Source organism: Kitasatospora sp. NPDC015121 (assembly GCF_055562955.1).
The window spans coordinates 39,590-57,762 of the sequence record NZ_JBVHEH010000026.1 but is presented as its reverse complement, the minus strand read 5'-3'; the positions used below and the strand labels follow the sequence as shown (position 1 = coordinate 57,762).

The following is an 18,173-nucleotide window of genomic DNA, read 5'->3' as shown; positions in this document are numbered from 1 at the left end:
GTCCAGCGGACCGGAGTCGACCGAACTACGGAGGCCTCAACCACCAACTGGCTCAGCCAATTACACCAGAACACGGCGGTGCGACATGAACTCGACTTCGAAGCCTCACAACACAAGTGCTCGTAGTGGTCCGTTACACGACGTGATTGTCGTCGACCTCACGCGCGCACTCGCGGGTCCTCACGCGGCAATGATGCTCGGCGATCTGGGCGCCGACGTGATCAAGGTCGAATCACCTCACGGCGGCGACGACACCCGTGGGTGGGGGCCGCCATTTGTGAAGCCACCGCTGGAACCACCGAACGCGCAACGGGAATCGACGTACTTTCTGTCCACGAACCGGAACAAGAAGTCGATCACGCTCGACCTCAAATCCGACAGCGGGCGCGCAACCCTCGAAGATCTCGTCTGCCGCGCCGACGTTCTCATGGAGAACTTCCGTACCGGAGTTCTCGATCGACTCGGATTCTCGACCGAGCGGCTGGCCGAACTCAATCCTCGCCTGATCGTCCTGTCCATCAGCGGTTTCGGCCACGACGGCCCGGAAGGTGGCCGCGCCGGCTACGACCAGATCGCCCAGGGGGAGGCCGGACTCATGTCGCTGACCGGCTCGAGTCCGGACGACGTTCAACGAGTCGGAGTTCCGATCGCCGATCTTCTCGCCGGGATGTACGGGGCGTTCGGCGTCGTCGCGGCTTTGAAGGAACGTGAACAGACGGGGAGAGGCCGTGTCGTTCGAACATCGCTCTTGGCCAGCGTGGTCGGTGTTCATGCGTTTCAGGGAACGAAGTGGACCGTCGCCGGCGAGGTAGGCACAGCGCAGGGCAACCACCATCCCTCCATCGCACCGTACGGACTCTTTCGTACCGGCGATGGCGCAGTACAGATCTCGGTCGGCAGCGAAAGCCTGTGGAGAAGATTCTGCGAAGGGTTCGAACTCGATCCAGACGCACCGGGTATGGCAACAAACGCCGAACGCGTCGAGAATCATTTCCAGGTAGTCGAATTGATCGAACGTACCTTCAAACCGTACTCGCGTGACGAGCTTCTGACCGAACTGGACCGCATCGGAATTCCGGCAGGACGGGTCCGGACGATCTCCGAAGTGTACGAATGGGAACAGACCCGATCACAGGGGTTGCTCGTCGACGTCGACCACAGCACGCTCGGAAACATCACCCTGCCCGGCCCGCCGCTACGATTTTTCGATCCGGACGGAACCGAGGTGACGGAGACCCGCCACACTGCACCTCCGGTTCTCGGTGAAGACACTGACGAAGTCATGTCGTGGCTACAAGGATTCACCCGATGAACCGCCTGTCGGCTCGCGACATGCTCGACCTGGTGATCGATGCCGGCACCTGGGAGTCGTGGGATACCCCTCCGATACCGGTGGCGACCGACTCCGACTACACCGAAGCGCTTCTTCGTGCCCAGGAGAAGACCGGACTCGACGAGTCCGTCCTGACCGGAAGCGCCTCCATCAGAGGCCGCCGCGTGGCAATCATCGTCTGCGAGTTCGGTTTTCTCGGTGGATCGATCGGCGTGGCAGCGGGCGAACGCCTCGTCGTCGCCATCCGTCGAGCGACGCACGAGCAGCTGCCCCTTCTTGCGCTTCCCACCTCCGGAGGAACGCGTATGCAGGAGGGGACAACGGCATTTCTGCAGATGGTCAAGATCACCGCGGCGCTCATCAAGCACAAAGAAGCGCATCTGCCCTACATCGTCTACCTCCGAAACCCCACCACCGGAGGCGTATTCGCGTCCTGGGGGTCGCTCGGTCACGTGACGATCGCGGAGCCGGGAGCCCTGGTCGGATTCCTCGGCCCCCGGGTGTTCGAGGCTTTGTACAACTCACCTTTCCCCGTCGGTGTCCAGACAGCGGAGAACCTTCACGAGCACGGACTCATCGATGCGGTGAGGCCGCCAGACCAGCTCGCCGAAATCGTCGACCGCGCGTTGCGCATCATCACCTCGAGACGCCGTGGGTGCTCGTTGCCGAGTGACCCGTGCTCGTACGACTGCCCACCCGATACGTCAGCCTGGGAATCCGTCGTCGCATCCCGGCGCGAAGATCGACCGGGGATCCGGGAAGTGTTGCTTAATTCTGCCTCGGACATGCTCCCGCTCAACGGAACCGGCCAAGGCGAGAACGATCCCGGCATCATGCTCGCGCTCGTTCGCTTCGGCGACATGCCCTGCGTCCTTCTCGGACAGGACCGACGCGGACAGACTGCGCACTCCCCACTCGGCCCCGGCGCTCTGCGGGAAGCTCGGCGAGGAATGCGGCTTGCCGCAGAACTCGATCTGCCATTGGTGACGATCATCGACACGGCAGGCGCGGCACTGTCGAAGGAAGCCGAAGAAGGTGGATTGGCCGGCGAGATCGCTCGGTGCATAGCCGACATGATTTCACTCGAGGTCCCCACCATTTCCCTCCTGCTCGGGCAGGGCACCGGCGGCGGAGCCCTGGCACTGATTCCGGCCGATCGAGTGCTGGCGGCCCGCCATGGTTGGCTGTCGCCCTTACCTCCCGAGGGTGCGAGCGCGATCATGTTCCACGACATCACGCACGCTCCGGAGATGGCGGCCAGTCAAGGGATACGGTCCTTCGATCTGCTCGCAGGCGGCATCGTCGATCGGGTCATCCCCGAATGTCCCGATGCTGCGGACGAATCCGCCGCATTCTGCACTCGTGTCGGAGCGGTACTGCACTACGAGCTGAGCGTGCTCACTGCTACCGATGCGACCGAACGGCTCATCACCCGCACCGAACGCATCGACCGTATCGGCCTGGTCGAAGCCAGCACCGCCGTCTGATCGATCAGTACACAGAACACACACCGCGAAAGGCCGGACATCCTCCAAGGAGGATGTCCGGCCTTCGACAATCGAGCACACTCAGCCAAGCGTCACGTGAGCTGCGGGGCGGGTTCTTCCCGTTCTCCGCCGGGAGCCTTCGAATCCGGCTTGTTCGGTTCCGGGTTCTTCGCATTCAGCTCCGGGTTCTTCGAACCTATGTACTGGCACAGGTGGTACATCCCGATCACGACAATGGTGCCGAGCGCGATGCCGCTGAGCGAGAACGTGTCACTGAACTTCAGGGCCGTGTCGCCGATACCGATGATCAGGCCGGCCGCGATCGGCATCAGGTTGAGCGGATTGCCGAAGTCGACGCCGTTCTCCTTCCAGATCTTGGCGCCGAGAAGCCCGATCATGCCGTAGAGCACCACGGTGATTCCGCCGAGAACGCCGCCGGGCGTCGCCGAGATGACGGCACCGAACTTGGGGGAGAAGCCGAGCATCATCGCGACGATGCCCGCGACCGCGTAGGCGGCGGTGGAGTACACACGGGTCGCTGCCATGACACCGATGTTCTCGGCGTACGTCGTGGTGGGCGAACCGCCGACGCTGCTGGCGATAGCGGTGGCGAAACCGTCACCGGCAAGCGCGCGTCCCATGTACGGGTCGAGGTCGTCCCCGGTCATCTCGGCCACGGCCTTGACGTGGCCGGCGTTCTCCGCGATCAACGCGATGACACCGGGAAGAACCAGGATGATGAACGTCAGGCTGAACGACGGGGCGTGGATGCCGACGATTCCGTTGGCCTCGTCCGAGAACGGGGGCAGGCCGAACCACGACGCCGACTGCACCGAATCCCAGTTGACGCGGAAGTGCTCGGTGATCTGACCGGTGCCTGCGTCGTACGAGGTGATCGTGCCCGAGACCCGGTCGAGGATCCAGGAGAGGACGTAGCCGAAGATCAGCGCGAGGAAGATTGCGATGCGCGCCATGAAGCCGCGTAACGCGATACTCATGACGATCAGGGCCACCATGACGATCAGAGCCACCCACTGGTCCTGCGGCCAGTACAGCCCCGCGACGACGGGTGCCAGGTTGAATCCGATCAGCATCACCACTGCCCCGGTCACCACCGGGGGAAGAACCTTGAATACGACCCGGCCACCGAGGAAGTGGATCGCGATACCGATGGCTGCGAGGACCAGTCCGGACACCAGGATCGCACCGGTCACCTCCGCAGAGGTTCCGCCTTGGGCACGAATAGCGGCGATACCACCGACGAAAGCCGCCGACGTACCGAGGTAGCTGGGAATGCGTCCCTTGACCACCAACAGGAAGAAGAGCGTACAAAAGCCCGACATCATCACGGCAAGTTGAGGATTGAGGCCCATGATGATCGGGAACACGAACGTCGCGCCGAACATCGACACCACGTGCTGGCTGCCCAGCCCGATGGTTCTTCCCCAGCTGAGCCGCTCGCCGGGAGCAACCACTTCACCCGGTTTGATGTTCTTTCCATCTCCGTGCAACGTCCAAATCGGCATGATGGGACCTTTCGTGCAGAGGAAGGTGTCCGAACGCTGAGTGTGCTCCAGCTCACAAAACACCGTGACTGGAGTGAAACGCTATTACAGCGCGGAGGTATCGACGTGATGACAATCTGCCAGAACCCGCCGACCCGGATTGGCAATATTAGTGATTGATGCCGCGCATCGCGGTTATCTTCAGTGCTAGAGACAGATCCAACCGGAGTTCGGGTTGCGCCGTGAAGGGTCCCAGCATTTTCTCCAGCTTAACGACCCTGTAACGCAGTGTGTTGTAATGGAAGTGGAGCTTGCGCGCGGTCTCGGCGATGTTGATGTTGGTCGCGAGCAGGACTTCCAAGGTCTTGCGCATGTCCTGCGCTTCGGCAGTTTCCTCCGTCAGTTCCCGCAATGTCTCACGGGCGAACGTCTCCAACTCGTTTTCGTCCTCGACCAGACTGAGCAGTCTGTACACGCCGAGATCGTCGAACTGAGTCACCGTCCACGGACCTGAGATCCGGCGGCCGACAGTCAATGCGGTGCGCGCCTGGCTGTAGAGCGCGGGGACGGCGTCGATCGCCGCTGCCGGCCGGGACACCCCGACACTGAACGGCCTTCTCCCGCCGCCACCTTCACCGCGAACGACTGTGACGAGATCCCGCACCAAGGCCATCGTGTCGGTGCCGACGCCCATCACGATCACCGTCTCACCCGTCAGCGCGGTCACCGCCGCACCGGGATCACGGTGGGCGATCGCGCCGGAGAACGCCATCGCCTGACGGTCGACGACGGGCAGCCGAGCGGGCGCCGCCGAGGCCGGTTCGTCGACCGGGTCCGGTTCGATCGAGACGATCACCAGCGGGCGATCGAAGTCCCACCCGAACGTCTTGGCGTGGGAGACAACGTGATCGTGATCCCCGGCACGGCCGAGGAGCAGGTCGTGAACGAAGTTCGCACGATGGCGCTCTTCCACCGATGCCACGGCTTGTTCACGGGTGATCACCAACGCGCACACCGACGCGGCCCGCTCGACCAGGTACTGGTCGTAACTCGTCATCACGCGCTCACCGGTGAACAACGCGAGACGCCCGTGGTCGATGTGATTGGCGGAAATCGCGGACACCGCGATGAATTGACCGTCGAACTCGTGCAGACCCAACCCGCCCTCGACGGTGTCGGTCCGCAGACGACCGGTGGAATCGACAGCCGGACAGGCCGACAGATTCTTGCGCTCCGCGGCGTCCCCAGCCCGGCAGATCTCGCGTCCGTCCGAAGTGGTGATCAGGGCGGCGCCCTTCATCTCCCGTGCAATGACTTCGGTCAATTGCGGGAGACCGCCGCCGCCCATCACGACGTCGACCAGCAACCGTCGCAACCGCTCGGCCCCGAACATGGCGTCGATCTGGGCCGACTCCGTCTGCTCCCGGCCTCTGGCCGCAGGGTGATCGCATGCACCGTGAAAAACCAGGAGCGGGAAGCCGGCGCTTTCGGCCGCGTCGACCAGTTCCGGCGCGAGAGTGTCACCGTCTGCGCCGAATTGGACGGCAAGTGCCGCAACTCCACGCGTCGACAACCGTCCGACAAATGCTTTGAAGGTTTCGGTGACCCTGGCGAGGGTTTCCGGCGTGGTGATCAGCAACTGTCCGTGTCGCAGCCACGGTCCGATGTCCGGAACCGCCATGAATCCCACCCGGGCCACCGTCGGGTCGTCGGAGCCGCCGGCAACCTTTCGAACACCAGGAAGGAGCGAGGTTCGAAGAAGTTCGGAGAGAACAGCATTCACCTCGGATGCCGGTACGGCCGGGTTCGCCACTTGGCAGGCACCTCGATTTCATTCGGATCACGGAAGATGGTTCACGAAAGAAACGATCCTATCCCCACCGAACACAAGATGTCCGAATTCAGCGCAGTCGACTCAGGCCGTTCGATGCAGGGCGGTCGGATTCTCCTGAGGTGGCGGGTGGATCGGCCCCTGCAGATCCCGCAGTTCCAAACCGGAGGCATTGCGCAGGGTCTTGGTCATCTCGGCGAGGATCGACACTGCAGTTTCTTCTGGCGTCCTGGCGCCGAGATCCAACCCGATCGGTGAGTGCAGGCGCCCCAGCTCGGCGTCGGTGACGCCTCGCTCCTTCAACAGCGCCACCCGACGCTCATGCGTCGCACGACTTCCCATCGCACCCACGTATGCAGCCGACGAACGCAGCGCGATCTCGAGCAACGGGATGTCGAACTTCTCGTCGTGGGTGAGCACGGCCAGGACGGTTTTGTTGTCGATCGGTGCGGTTTCGAGGAACTTGTGTGGCCACATGACGACCAGATCATGGGCATCGGGGAAACGCGCTCGAGTCGCGAAGACCGGCCGTGCGTCCACGACGGTCACGCGGTAACCAGCAAAGGCGCCCAACGTACACATCGAGGCGGCGAAGTCGATGGCTCCGAAGACGTACATCCGCGGTAGTGGCGCGAAGATCTCGACCAGCAGGTCGTGCTGCGAATCGATGAGAGTTCCCGCGGGTGCGACAAAAGCTACGGACTCACCGGTCTCCATCGTGCGCAGCAGGATGGCGACCTCGTCCTCCGTGGCATCCAGATCCCCGCTGCGTCGGCCGTGCTCGACGACGAGGTGCCGTGCCGGCGCGCCCGGACGCACTTCGGTGACCACGACGACGGGCGTATCGGCCTCGATCCGGTCACAAACCTGACCGAACTCGGTGAAATCGGCTCCGACGGCCTGGACAAACACTTCGATGGTTCCGCCGCAGGTCAGACCTACTCCGATGGCGTCGTCGTCGGAGACGCTGAAGACCTCGACGCGGCTGGTGCCGTCGGCGAGAACCTCCTGGGCGATCTCGTACAGCGCACTCTCGATGCACCCGCCCGAGACGCTGCCGACCACCTCGCCGGAGCGTGAGACGGCCATGGAAGCACCGGGCATGCGTGGTGAGGATCGCCAGGTACGGACAACCGTCGCCAGTGCAAAATCCTCGCCACGGGCGTGCCACTGCGCCAGCTGAGTGGAAATGTCGCGCATCGCCTCGCCTCCCGCTTGCATCGCCGTACGTAGAGAGTTCACGGTATCGGCCCACCGCAATCCTGCCTGTCACACAATGCGCCTAAATCCGGCCCCTGCAGTTGTGCAATGTCGCCGTCGCATCACCTTGCGCTCTCGACCAGTGTTGTCACCGAGCCCAGCCGAAAGCAGGCCTGACCTTCATTCTTCCCCTCTCCGACGATCACTGCAGCGGTAATTCACGCAGATGGTGCGACGGATCGAGTGGGCGACGTTGCACACCACAGAACCGAGGTTTCTACGATGGACCAATTGCTCAGCGGTATCAAAGTTCTCGACCTCACCCGCGCTCTCGCGGGGCCTTTGTGCACGTCGCTGCTGTCGGACTTCGGCGCCGACGTGGTCAAGGTCGAAACCCGTGGCTCCGGCGACAGTTCGCGTCAGTGGCCGCCGTTCGACGGCGATCGAAGCCTCTACTTCGCGTCCGTGAACCGCGGCAAGAGGTCGATCGCCATCGACATGCGCAGTGACCGCGGACGGAAACTGCTTCGCAGCCTGGCCCTCGACGCGGATGTGCTGGTCGAGAATTTCCGTCCGGGAGTACTGGCCGACATGGGGCTCGATCCCGATTCGCTCGAGCAGGAGAATCCAGGGCTCGTCGTGATGAGCATCAGTGGTTTCGGCCCGGTGGGCCCCGACCAGTTCGCGCCCGGACTCGATCAGGTGGCCCAGGGCATGTCCGGGTTGATGTCGGTCACCGGTGCCGGTGAACAGACCCCGATGCGGGTCGGAATCCCCATCATCGACACGGTCTCGGGCATCTACGCGGCGCTGGGAATCACGGCGGCACTTGCCTCTCGCGGTCGCGACGGTCGTGGGCACCGCGTGCAGACCTCGTTGCTGGAATCCGCGATCTCGATCATGACTTTCCAGGCGCAGGACTACCTGAGCACCGGGCGGGTTTCGACGCCGAACGGCAATACGCACCCGACCATCACGCCGTACGGCGCTTTCGACACCGCGGACTTCCCGATCAACATCGCCACCGGGTCGGACAAGCACTGGATCGCGCTGTGCTCGGTTATCGGCGACCCCGACCTCGCCTTCCGTGCCGAATATGCCACGGGTAAAGAGCGTTTGGCACACCGTGACCAACTGACCAAAGAACTCGAGGAGCTACTGACCGCAAAAGGGGCGGCGCAGTGGATCGCCGAGATCCGCGGTGCCGGAATTCCCTGCGGCCCGATCCATTCGATCGATCAGGTGTTCTCCGACCCGCAGGTCGAGGCTCTGCAGATGGTCGAGCAGACGCACAGCGCCGACGGGACGTCGATTCCCGTTGTCCGCGGACCGTTCTGGGTGGACGGCAAGACTCTTCCCGTCAGAAATGCGCCACCCATGACTCTCGGCGGTGACGCCGACGGGGTACTCGCCGACTTCGGCCTTCGCCCGGAGGAGATCGAGGACCTTCGCGCGAATTCGGTGATCTGACCGCACACTAGTAACAGAGCAGACGCTCTGTTACTGTGCGTTCATGCCTCGGCCCCGCGTCCACGACCTCGACACACTGCTCGACGCTGCCGAAAAGCTTGCCGCCACTGCCGGGCCGAGCGCGGTCACGGTGCGGGCGGTCTCCGACGCCACCGGTGTGTCCAACGGGGCGATCTATCACGCATTCGGCTCTCGCAGTGGATTGGTCGGAAGCGCGTGGCTGCGTGCCGCGCAACGATTTCTCGCGCTTCAGCAATCGAGAGTGGACGACGCTCTCGCGGACCCCTCGCCGACCTCCGCGGTTTCCGCCGTCGTCGCAGCTGCCGAAGTTCCGGCCGTCTTCGCGCTCGACTACCCACAATCCGCGTTGCTGCTGCTGACGATCCAGCGCGACGAACTGCTCGGCACCGACGTCCCCGCCGACATCGCCGAGAAACTCACACAACTCGACCGGTCTCTGGTCGACTTGTTCATCCGATTGTCGACCGCGCTCTGGGGTCGCACAGACGGCAGAGCCGTCGAGGCAATCGAGGCCTGTGTTGTCGGCCTGCCTACCGGGCTACTCATTCATCCCGCCACACGCGCCGACGGTTGGCGAGTCCCCGACGCCGCAGCACGCGCGCGGTTGGATGCGGCGGTTCGCGCCGTTCTGAGTTTGGATCCACCACTCCCACAGTCCCGCAACAGGAAAGGCCCGTCATGACCACAACTCTGCGCTTCGAAGACAAGATCGCCGTTCTCGATCTCGGCGAGGACGAGAATCGTTTCTCGCCGGATTGGCTCGACTCCGTCGACAAGCTGCTCGATCAGGCTCTGAGCGAAGGCGCACACGCTCTGGTCACCACGGCGACGGGCAAGTTCTACTCCAACGGACTCGACCTCGACTGGCTTGGCGCGAACGGCAACAAGGCGAAGTGGTATGTGCAGCAGGTGCAGTCGCTGTTCGCTCGGATGTTGACGTTCCCGATGCCTACCGTCGCTGCGATCAACGGCCACGCCTTCGGGGCCGGCGCAATGCTCGGCATCGCGCACGATTACCGCGTCATGCGCGATGATCGCGGTTACTACTGCTTCCCGGAGGTGGACATCAACATCCCGTTCACCGAAGGAATGGCAGCTCTCATCCAAGCCAAACTCAGCCCGGCGTCGGCAATCGTCGCCATGACCACGGGGCGGCGATACGGCGGAAGTGACGCATTTGCAGCCGGTTTGGTGGACTTCACCGCATCCGTCGATGCTTTGACCGCCAAGGCCATCGAAATGGTTGCACCGATCGGGCCGAAGAATCCGGGCACGCTGGGCGCGATCAAGTCGACTATGTTCGCGTCAGTGGTCACCGCCCTGAATACCGACGGCTAGAAGCGATGGACTACGTTCTCGCAGAGCCGCTTCCAGATCATCGGCGACACTTTCGGCATCGCGACCTTCGGTGCTCAGAACCACGTCGACTCCACTGAGCGTCGGTATCGAACCGGCCAGCAGTTGTGACGCTTCCACAAGATCGTCCAACCCGGCCCAGCCGGCCGGTTCACGTTCGATGATTCTGGTGCGCAACGTATCCGGATCGGCCTCGAGGCGCGCCAACAGGTGCCCCTCGGCGCCGGTCGCGGCCAGCAGGGCACGCCCGTAGTCGTCGTCTTCGACAGTCGCCGTGAGGAAGAGGAGTTCATACCCCGCTTCCCGGTACGACGCGCACAGCATCCCGACGTGTGCGATTGCCCGTTCGGTCCCCAGCGGCGGGTAGCACCGCTCGAGTTCGTCCACCTCGATCATCGCGTTGCTCACCCCGACCTCGCCGAGTCGATCGTGAAGCGCGGTCAGCACGGAACTCTTCCCCGCGCCCGGCGGGCCTGTCAGCAGCAGTACGAACACGCCTCCACTATTCCAGAGCCGTGAGCATGTCCAGAGCCTTGTGCAGGCGCGGGGCGGCGAGAAGGCTGGAGAAGACAGCTTGACGTGTACAGCAGCCCTGATCGGAGCACAGCGATGACCACCACGATCACCGAAATCGCGCCGGACATCTACCGACTGTCGACCTTCGTGGACGAAGCCAACCTCACGATGAACCAGTTTCTCGTCGACGGCGAGGAACCCCTGCTCTTCCACACCGGGCAGCGCGCGTTGTTCACCTCGGCTTCCGACGCACTCTCCACGTTGATCGACATCGGCCGACTGAAATGGATCACGTTCGGTCACGTCGAGGCCGACGAGTGCGGATCAATGAACTCCTGGCTTGCGGCAGCCCCCGAAGCACAAGTGGCCCACGGCGCGATGGGGTGCTTCGTCCAGGTCAACGATCTGGCCGATCGGGCGCCACTTCCCTTGCAGGACGGCGACGTACTCGAAACCGGCAGCCGCCGGGTTCGGCACATCGACACCCCGCACGTCCCACACGGGTGGGACGCGGGCCTGATGTTCGAGGAGACGACGTCCACTTTGTTCTGCGGAGATCTCTTCACCGCGTTCGGGCACCACCCCGCGACCACCGAGCACGAAATCGTCGGTCCCGCTTTGGAAGCCGAGGACTTGGGCCACGCCACCTGCCTCACCCCGGATCTCGAACCCACGATCCGTGCCCTGGCCGATCTCGAGCCGCGGATTCTGGCGACCATGCATGCACCGACGTACTACGGCGATTGCGTCACCACGCTTCACGACCTGGCCGACTCGTACGCAACACGTTTCGCAGCCGAAACCGAAAGATGGAAGTCAGACTAAAGCCTGCGCGTTCGACGCGATTCGCGCCGCCACGGACAGCGCAACATGCTCGTGGAACGGCCGCGCCACCACCTGCACTCCGATCGGTAAACCGTTGCGGGAGAGTCCTACCGGAACCACGACCGACGGAAGGCCGAGCACACTGATCGCCCGGCAACTCGCGAGCGCGTCCATCCACGTGAGTTCGCGACCGCCCACCTCGAAGCTCTCCACACCGAGCGGCGGAGCGAGCACCGACGCAACCGGCAGAATCAGAACGTCGCCCATCTCGTCGAGGAAGCCGGCGATCAACACCGCGCGATCCGCCCACAGCGCTTCCACCTCGGCTGAACTCCGATCACGGCCTGCCGCAAGCATGGCGGTGATGTCCGCGCCGAAAGAGTGCGCTGAGCCTGCAGCGAGAGAGTGGATGTCCGCGTGGGTCTCGACCGATCGCAACGCACCGAAAAGTCCGTTCGCACGTGGCAGGGCCAAACCGTCGTACTCGCTCGCGTCCAGACTGTTCGCCACCGAGCGAACCGCCGACAGGATTTCGGCGTCGACGGGCATGGTTCCCTCGCCGGGTGCCCAGCGGATGTCGAGGTGTTCGACGTCGACCGAGTCCGGCTCGGTCCACGCGAGATGCGGCTTCGACAGGACGCGCAGCGCAAGCGTCGCATCACCGAGGTTGCGGGCCAGTGGGCCGATGGTCTGGATCGTGCCGTGCATCGTCGCGGGATTGGCGAGTACCCGTCCATCCGAAAGCACGCCGGGGTATTGCCCTTCGGATTCCACACGGCCGAGCGTCGGACGAACCGAAGTGAGGCCGGTGCAGTGGGCGGGCCAACGCACCGAGCCGCCAAAATCCGTGCCGAGTCCGAGCACGCTCATTCCGGCAGCAACCGACGCGGACTCACCGCCACTCGATCCGCCGGGGGACCGGACGACGCCGTCCGGTCGCACCGGGCTGGCCGTGGTGCCGAACAGTTCGTTTCGAGTCAGCCCGCACGCGCCGAATTCCGGGGTGTTGGTCTTGCCGATCAGAATTGCGCCGGCAGCCTTGAACGCCGCAACGGCCGGTGCATCGACGGCCGGGACGTTGTCCGCCAGAGTGCGAGAACCGGCGGTGGTACGCACGCCGGCAGTAGCGATCAGGTCCTTGACCGTGAACGGAACCCCGGCAAGGGGACCGAGTGTCTCGCCGAGAAGGCGACGTTCGTCCAGGCTGTCGGCGGTCGCCAGAGCCTCTTCGGCGCACACGGTGACCAGCGCGTTGAGTTCGCCATTGCATTCGTCGACCCGTGCGAGATGGCCTTCGACGACCGTCCGCGCCGACGCCTGACCCGACCGCACGGCTTCGGCGATGGATCGGGCATCACGGCCCACCCAGCTCTCACGACTCATCGCATGCCTCTCCTCGCCCGACTCCTCTGCCGAGCGTAAAGACAGCAAGCAACGCGAGAAACGACCACATTGCACATACCGACGGCTCCGGCGATGTGAGGTTTTGCCACAACGTCTGCAGCCCCGGAGGAATCGGTCAGGCGCTGGTACCTACAAACCCTGCCTGATGAATGCAGCAAGCTTCTCGATCTGTTGCTCGTTTCGTTTGTAATGCCGCCACTGGCCGATTCGTGTGGTGGTGACCAGATCCGCGGCCTGGAGTGCGGCCATGTACTGAGACGCAGTCGATTGCGACACCTTCGCCCTCGCTTGAATGTGCTTGAGGCACACTCCGACCTCCTCGGCAGGCTCGAGCTGAGGGGGAAAGCTTCCTGGGTCTTTCAACCACTGCAGGATTTGTACACGCATCGGGTTGGCCAGCGCCTTGAACGCCGTTTCCCACTCGGTTGCCGTGTCTTTCATATTCGTCAGCATACCGCTAGATCGCGAAATGCCGATATGTATGGTTCACTCCCTATATCGCAACATCGCGATATACCAATGGGAGGTTGGAATGATGCAGCACGACAAAGTCGCACTCGTGGTCGGAGCCCGTGGTGTGATCGGTGGGAACTTGATCGATCACCTCGAATCAACCGGCGAATGGAAGATCATCGGACTCTCGCGCCGAGGCGGCACGGACACCGACCGGGTCGAACACATCGCAGTCGATCTGCTCGATCCTTCCCAGACTGCGGAGGCACTGAGCGGACTGCACGGCGTCACCCACGTCTTCTACGCCGCCTATCAAGACCGCCCGACATGGGCCGAGCTGGTTCCGCCCAACTTGGCGATGTTGGTCAACACTCTCAACGCCATCGAGCCCGTTGCCGGCGAACTCGAGCACGTCAGCCTGATGCAGGGCTACAAGGTTTACGGGGCACATCTCGGACCGTTCAAAACTCCCGCCCGCGAGAGCGATCCACCGCACATGCCACCCGAGTTCAACGTCGACCAACAGCAGTTCCTCGAACGCAGGCAGCTCGGCAAATCGTGGACGTGGTCGGCGATCAGACCCTCAGTTGTCTCCGGATTCGGATTGGGCAACCCGATGAACCTCGCGATGGTCATCGCCGTCTACGCAACCATCTCGAAGAAACTGGGTGTCCCACTCCGATTCCCCGGCAAACCCGGCGCGTACACCAGCTTGATCGAAATGACCGACGCCGGACTCCTGGCCGAAGCAACGGTCTGGGCCGCGACCAATCCCGAGTGCGCGAATCAGGCGTTCAACATCAACAACGGCGACCTGTTTCGCTGGCAGGAAATGTGGCCGAAGATCGCAGCCTTCTTCGACATGGACGTCGCACCTCCTCTCCCGATGTCCCTCGATGTCGCAATGGCGGACAAGGAGTCGGTGTGGGATGAACTCGTCGAGGAACACCAACTTGCTCGAACCCCGTATGCCGATGTCTCGTCCTGGGGGTTCGGTGACTTCGTATTCGGATGGGACTACGACTTTTTCGCTGACGGATCGAAAGCTCGGCGGTTCGGATTTCACCGCCACGTCGACACCGAAGCGATGTTCCTCGACATCTTCGCCAATCTGCGGGCTCGGAAGATCATCCCCTGACTGGAAACACGGTCGCTTCGGATCCTGCGAACACTGTCACTGTCGGACCCCGGGACTACCGTCGTAGGCGGGGTTTGAAAAGCAGGGGTTTCGGCGAGTCGTCGGTAGGGCCCCATGCGCCCCCGGACCAGAGGAGCGGCGATGTCGGACAATACTTTCGATCTGGAAATCCTGAGTGCCTGGACTACTTTCGAGACTCATCTCGCTCGTTACATCTCCGTGATGGAGGACGACGACACCCTCGTGGTGGAGTCGCATTACGACAGCATGGACGAACTGGCGGACGCACCCGCGTGCATCCAGTTCTTCGCATGGAACCAGACCTCCGTGCGCTGTGAAGTTCCGTCGAACAGGTTTCTGCATCCATTGCGGATGCTCGAACCGGAAGACCATTCGGCACTGCTCGACATGGGGTTCAACGCTCCCGATCTGTGCGAGCACGAGCCCGAGGGCAACGGGTCCATGTCCTTCTACATCGACGTCGACCGCGCTCGTCCCGAGGAACTGGTGACAAAGGTGCTCCGCGTCTTTCGCGAGATGTGGAGCATTGCGCACCCGTCGTTCCTGCGTGCCAGCACCAGTGGACGCGAGTCGACGCCGGCGTTCGCCACGACGCCGTCGCACGCTCCCTCGGGTTCGGGAGACATGCTGCGGATCCTGGTCGACGGAGCCGTCGAACGCCTTCTCGGTCATCCGCCCAAGCGTGACGACGACGGCGACATCCCACTGGTCCGCGGTGAGCAGGTCACTTACGTTCGGGTCCTCGAGGACGACGAGTACGTGGAGGTGTTCTCGCGGGTCGTGCATTCGGTGGAGAACCTCGAGAACGCTGCTGTTGTTCTTGCCCAGCTCAATCGGCAGTGGCCGACCATCAAACTCATTCTCGTCGAGCAGAGTGTGCTGGGCGTGGTCCGCGTGGACGGTGCACCCTTCGTCGCCGAGCATCTGCTGCGGGCTCTGCGCTCGTTCGCCGAATTGGCCGAAGCATCGGACGAACTCGCCGAAGAACTGGGCGGGCAACCCATTCGCGCTACCGGAGACACCGCCTTCAACGACGGGATGGCCTCCGAGCACGAAGATCCCGGTGCCGAATACGAGTCACACGAGTGCCACGAATTTCCTCCGGCACTCATGGCGCTCCTCGAACTCGACGCCGACGGAACGGGTGAGCTCAGCGCCGAAGAGGTTGCCGTGATCTGTGAGCACGACCGCGACACCATTCTCGACTACCTGCGGATCAGCCAGGAGCAGGAGACGGCCTGGCACGAGGCGTTGACCGAGTCCATCCGTCGCAAGGACGACGACACCGACCTGTGTGCGGGCGAGAAGCGCGCGTGGACGCACGCGATCCGCAACCTCAGGCGCGGGCTGCGCGTCGTCGTACTGCCCGCCAAGGATGCAGCGCCGACCCAGCTCGGTCTCTTCGACGATCAGGCCTAATCGGGCGCTGCCTGTCAGCCCGGTAGTGGGATGACGATGCCAGGCAGGATCTCGATCTGACGCGGCAACTGGGGGAGCGGCGGCACTTCGATCGGCGGCAAGCCAGGCACCTCGATGGGCGCTGGGGGAGCGGCCGCGCCCGTTGTGGGCGTACCCGTCCCGTCGCCCGAGGTCACGCCGGAGTTCGCGGGAACGCCGGCCTGCCCGCCGATGGGATCCGGCCACGGGAAGCTCTCCCAGTCGGATCCCTTCAGCGCGCCGTCCATCGTGCTCTTCCAGATGTCGGCAGGCACTCCGGAGCCGTAGATCAAGCCGCCGTAGGAGTTGGTGATGGCCTGCGCGTCGGAAGTACCGATCCAGACCGCGGTGGACAGCGACGGCGTGTAACCGACCATCCATGCATCCTTGTTCTGCCCGGTGTCACCCAGCTGCGCGGTGCCGGTCTTGGCAGCGGACGGGCGTCCACCGGCAAGCGCGTGACCGTTCGAGTACGACGCGATCGGCAGCATCGCCTGCGTGACGTTGTCCGCGACGGCCGCATCAAGACGACGCTCACCAGGCGAGACCGGACGATCGAGCAGGACTTCACCTTCGGCCGTCACGACCTTCTGGATGAAGTGCGGCTGCTGGTACACGCCGGAGTTAGCGAGCGTCGCGTACGCGGAGGCCATGTCGATAACGCGAGACTGATACTGGCCGAGCACGATTCCGTTCTCCGGCGGGCCACCCTCCTGGGTGAGCGTCGGGTAGTCGAGCCCTGGAATGTGTTCGGGGATTCCGGCCAGGTGGGCGGCGTCGGCGATCTTCTGGGGACCGTTCTCCATCGAGAGCATCAACCGGTAGAAGCTGGTGTTCAGCGAGCGCTTGAGTGCCTCGGCGATGGTGCATCGACCACAGGATTCGCCGCCGACGTTTCCGATCGTCACACCGTTGATCGTGAGCGGTGAACTGTCGAACCGCGCGGACAGCGGAATATCTTCCATCAATGCTGCGACCAGACCGAAGACCTTGAACGCTGAACCGGTCTGCAGCGGTGCCTGGGCATAGTCGAAGCCGGCTCCGTCGTCACCGCCGTAATAGGCGTCGACCCCACCGGTCTTGGGGTCGATGGACACTACTGCGGTCCGCAGGTCTTCCGGCTCGCCCTCGAGATTCCGCTTGACGGCGTTCAGCGCAGCTTCCTGCGCGACCGGGTCGATGGTCGTCGTGATCTGCAGACCAGCGGTGTTCAACGTCTGATCGCTGATCCCGGCCTCGGCCAGTTCCTTGAGTACCTGGGCCTTGATGTGGCCTTCGGGTCCGGGCGCCTGGTTCAGATCGGTCGGCCGATTGGCGGGGGCGACAGCCGGGAACTGCATGGCGTCGCGATCCGTCTTGGTCAGGCTGCCCAGATCCACCATGCCGTTGAGAACGTAATCCCAGCGCGCTTGCAGCGCGGACAGATTGGTCTCGGGGTCCAGGAACGACGGGCTCTGGATGACGGACGCGAGAACTGCGCCTTCCTCGACGCTCAGCTCACTGACCGGCTTGTCGAAGTACGCGTTCGACGCGGCGGCGATGCCGTACGCACCGCGACCGAAGTAGATGGTGTTGAGATACGCGGCAAGAATGTCGTCCTTGGACCACTCGCGCGCCATCTTCGCGGAGATGACAAGCTCACGCAGCTTCCGGTCGATACTGCGCTTGTCGCCGACCAAGACGTTCTTCACGTATTGCTGAGTGATCGTCGAGCCACCGCCGGCGCTTTCCTTGCCCATCACGTTGTCGCGGGCAGCGCGAGCAAATCCGGAGATCGAGAATCCGGGGTTGGTGTAGAAGTTACGATCCTCCGCCGAGAGCACCGAATCGCGGACGTGAATCGGGATGGCCGACAACGCGACCTCGGTCCGGTTTCCCTCTGGCGGCACCACTTTCCCGAGCACGGTCGTACCGTCGGCCATGTAGATGGTGGACACCTGATTGGTCTGCATGTCCGAGGGGCGCGGGACGTCGGTCCGGCTGTACGCGACAGCAAAAACCGACGCAGGCACGATGATCATCAGGAGCACGAGAACGTAGATGGTCCGCCGGACGTACCGCCACTTGGAGCGCTGCTTCTTCGCCGGCTTGGCCGACTTGCTCGACCGAGGCGAATTAGCCGACTTGCCCGATCGAGCCGACGACTGATCGCCACCCGTCGCACTCGATCTGTTCG

Annotated in this window: 15 protein-coding genes; 8 read left to right on the top strand and 7 right to left on the bottom strand. The window is 63.4% G+C overall.

Annotated features, from left to right (window positions below; genetic code table 11):
- Positions 1 to 142 precede the first annotated feature (142 nt).
- Complete coding sequence (locus ACZ3J7_RS31510; protein WP_423677985.1) at positions 143 to 1,312, top strand: CaiB/BaiF CoA transferase family protein; 1,170 nt, start codon at positions 143 to 145, stop codon at positions 1,310 to 1,312.
- Entirely contained in the window at positions 1,309 to 2,820 is a 1,512-nt protein-coding gene (locus ACZ3J7_RS31505; protein WP_298775605.1) for a carboxyl transferase domain-containing protein, read from the top strand. Before ACZ3J7_RS31510 ends, ACZ3J7_RS31505 begins: the two co-directional genes overlap by 4 nt.
- 92 nt (positions 2,821 to 2,912) lie before the next feature.
- Here the strand turns inward: ACZ3J7_RS31505 and ACZ3J7_RS31500 are convergent, their stop codons facing one another.
- The 3 genes from ACZ3J7_RS31500 to ACZ3J7_RS31490 all read right to left on the bottom strand — a co-directional run bounded on the left by ACZ3J7_RS31500 (position 2,913) and on the right by ACZ3J7_RS31490 (position 7,356).
- Positions 2,913 to 4,346 (bottom strand): uracil-xanthine permease family protein, encoded by a 1,434-nt coding sequence (locus ACZ3J7_RS31500; RefSeq protein WP_095971634.1) that lies wholly within the window; start codon positions 4,344 to 4,346, stop codon positions 2,913 to 2,915.
- A gap of 148 nt (positions 4,347 to 4,494) precedes the next feature.
- A complete protein-coding gene (locus ACZ3J7_RS31495) occupies positions 4,495 to 6,138 on the bottom strand; it encodes a PucR family transcriptional regulator (RefSeq protein ID WP_124568448.1) in 1,644 nt (547 codons plus the stop codon).
- A gap of 102 nt (positions 6,139 to 6,240) precedes the next feature.
- Complete coding sequence (locus ACZ3J7_RS31490) at positions 6,241 to 7,356, bottom strand: XdhC family protein (RefSeq protein ID WP_298775608.1); 1,116 nt, start codon at positions 7,354 to 7,356, stop codon at positions 6,241 to 6,243.
- Positions 7,357 to 7,638: 282 nt separating this feature from the next.
- Between ACZ3J7_RS31490 and ACZ3J7_RS31485 the strand changes: the two genes are divergently transcribed.
- Genes ACZ3J7_RS31485 through ACZ3J7_RS31475 form a run of 3 tightly spaced genes read left to right on the top strand, consistent with a single transcriptional unit; the run spans position 7,639 to position 10,185 of the window.
- A complete protein-coding gene (locus ACZ3J7_RS31485; protein ID WP_095971632.1) occupies positions 7,639 to 8,826 on the top strand; it encodes a CaiB/BaiF CoA transferase family protein in 1,188 nt (395 codons plus the stop codon).
- Between the two features lie 43 nt (positions 8,827 to 8,869).
- The gene (locus ACZ3J7_RS31480) at positions 8,870 to 9,529 is read left to right on the top strand and encodes a helix-turn-helix domain-containing protein (RefSeq protein WP_296555176.1); all 660 of its coding nucleotides are present in this window, start codon (positions 8,870 to 8,872) and stop codon (positions 9,527 to 9,529) included.
- Complete coding sequence (locus ACZ3J7_RS31475; protein ID WP_298775611.1) at positions 9,526 to 10,185, top strand: enoyl-CoA hydratase-related protein; 660 nt, start codon at positions 9,526 to 9,528, stop codon at positions 10,183 to 10,185. The genes ACZ3J7_RS31480 and ACZ3J7_RS31475 overlap by 4 nt, the downstream gene beginning before the upstream one ends.
- On the opposite strand, the gene ACZ3J7_RS31470 is transcribed toward ACZ3J7_RS31475, so the two are convergent.
- Entirely contained in the window at positions 10,153 to 10,698 is a 546-nt protein-coding gene (locus ACZ3J7_RS31470) for an AAA family ATPase (protein WP_298775615.1), read from the bottom strand. The two genes, ACZ3J7_RS31475 and ACZ3J7_RS31470, sit on opposite strands and share 33 nt — an antisense overlap.
- A 114-nt stretch (positions 10,699 to 10,812) precedes the next feature.
- On the opposite strand from ACZ3J7_RS31470, the gene ACZ3J7_RS31465 reads away from it, so the two are divergent.
- The gene (locus ACZ3J7_RS31465) at positions 10,813 to 11,544 is read left to right on the top strand and encodes an oxygen-binding di-iron domain-containing protein (protein ID WP_095971628.1); all 732 of its coding nucleotides are present in this window, start codon (positions 10,813 to 10,815) and stop codon (positions 11,542 to 11,544) included.
- On the opposite strand, the gene ACZ3J7_RS31460 is transcribed toward ACZ3J7_RS31465, so the two are convergent.
- Together ACZ3J7_RS31460 and ACZ3J7_RS31455 are read right to left on the bottom strand one after the other, a co-directional pair.
- Positions 11,536 to 12,927: an amidase gene (locus tag ACZ3J7_RS31460; protein WP_298775617.1), complete on the bottom strand. Its 1,392-nt coding sequence runs from the start codon at positions 12,925 to 12,927 to the stop codon at positions 11,536 to 11,538. The two genes, ACZ3J7_RS31465 and ACZ3J7_RS31460, sit on opposite strands and share 9 nt — an antisense overlap.
- A gap of 150 nt (positions 12,928 to 13,077) precedes the next feature.
- On the bottom strand, positions 13,078 to 13,389 hold the full coding sequence (locus ACZ3J7_RS31455) for an ArsR/SmtB family transcription factor (protein WP_214889273.1): 312 nt from the start codon (positions 13,387 to 13,389) through the stop codon (positions 13,078 to 13,080).
- Between the two features lie 91 nt (positions 13,390 to 13,480).
- Between ACZ3J7_RS31455 and ACZ3J7_RS31450 the strand changes: the two genes are divergently transcribed.
- Together ACZ3J7_RS31450 and ACZ3J7_RS31445 are read left to right on the top strand one after the other, a co-directional pair.
- Positions 13,481 to 14,539 (top strand): SDR family oxidoreductase, encoded by a 1,059-nt coding sequence (locus tag ACZ3J7_RS31450; protein ID WP_296555169.1) that lies wholly within the window; start codon positions 13,481 to 13,483, stop codon positions 14,537 to 14,539.
- Between the two features lie 141 nt (positions 14,540 to 14,680).
- Positions 14,681 to 15,979: a T3SS (YopN, CesT) and YbjN peptide-binding chaperone 1 gene (locus ACZ3J7_RS31445; protein ID WP_200313073.1), complete on the top strand. Its 1,299-nt coding sequence runs from the start codon at positions 14,681 to 14,683 to the stop codon at positions 15,977 to 15,979.
- A 14-nt stretch (positions 15,980 to 15,993) separates the two neighbouring features.
- Here ACZ3J7_RS31445 and ACZ3J7_RS31440 read toward each other — a convergent pair whose 3' ends face one another.
- Positions 15,994 to 18,018: a transglycosylase domain-containing protein gene (locus ACZ3J7_RS31440; RefSeq protein ID WP_465626785.1), complete on the bottom strand. Its 2,025-nt coding sequence runs from the start codon at positions 18,016 to 18,018 to the stop codon at positions 15,994 to 15,996.
- Between the last annotated feature and the right edge of the window lie 155 nt (positions 18,019 to 18,173).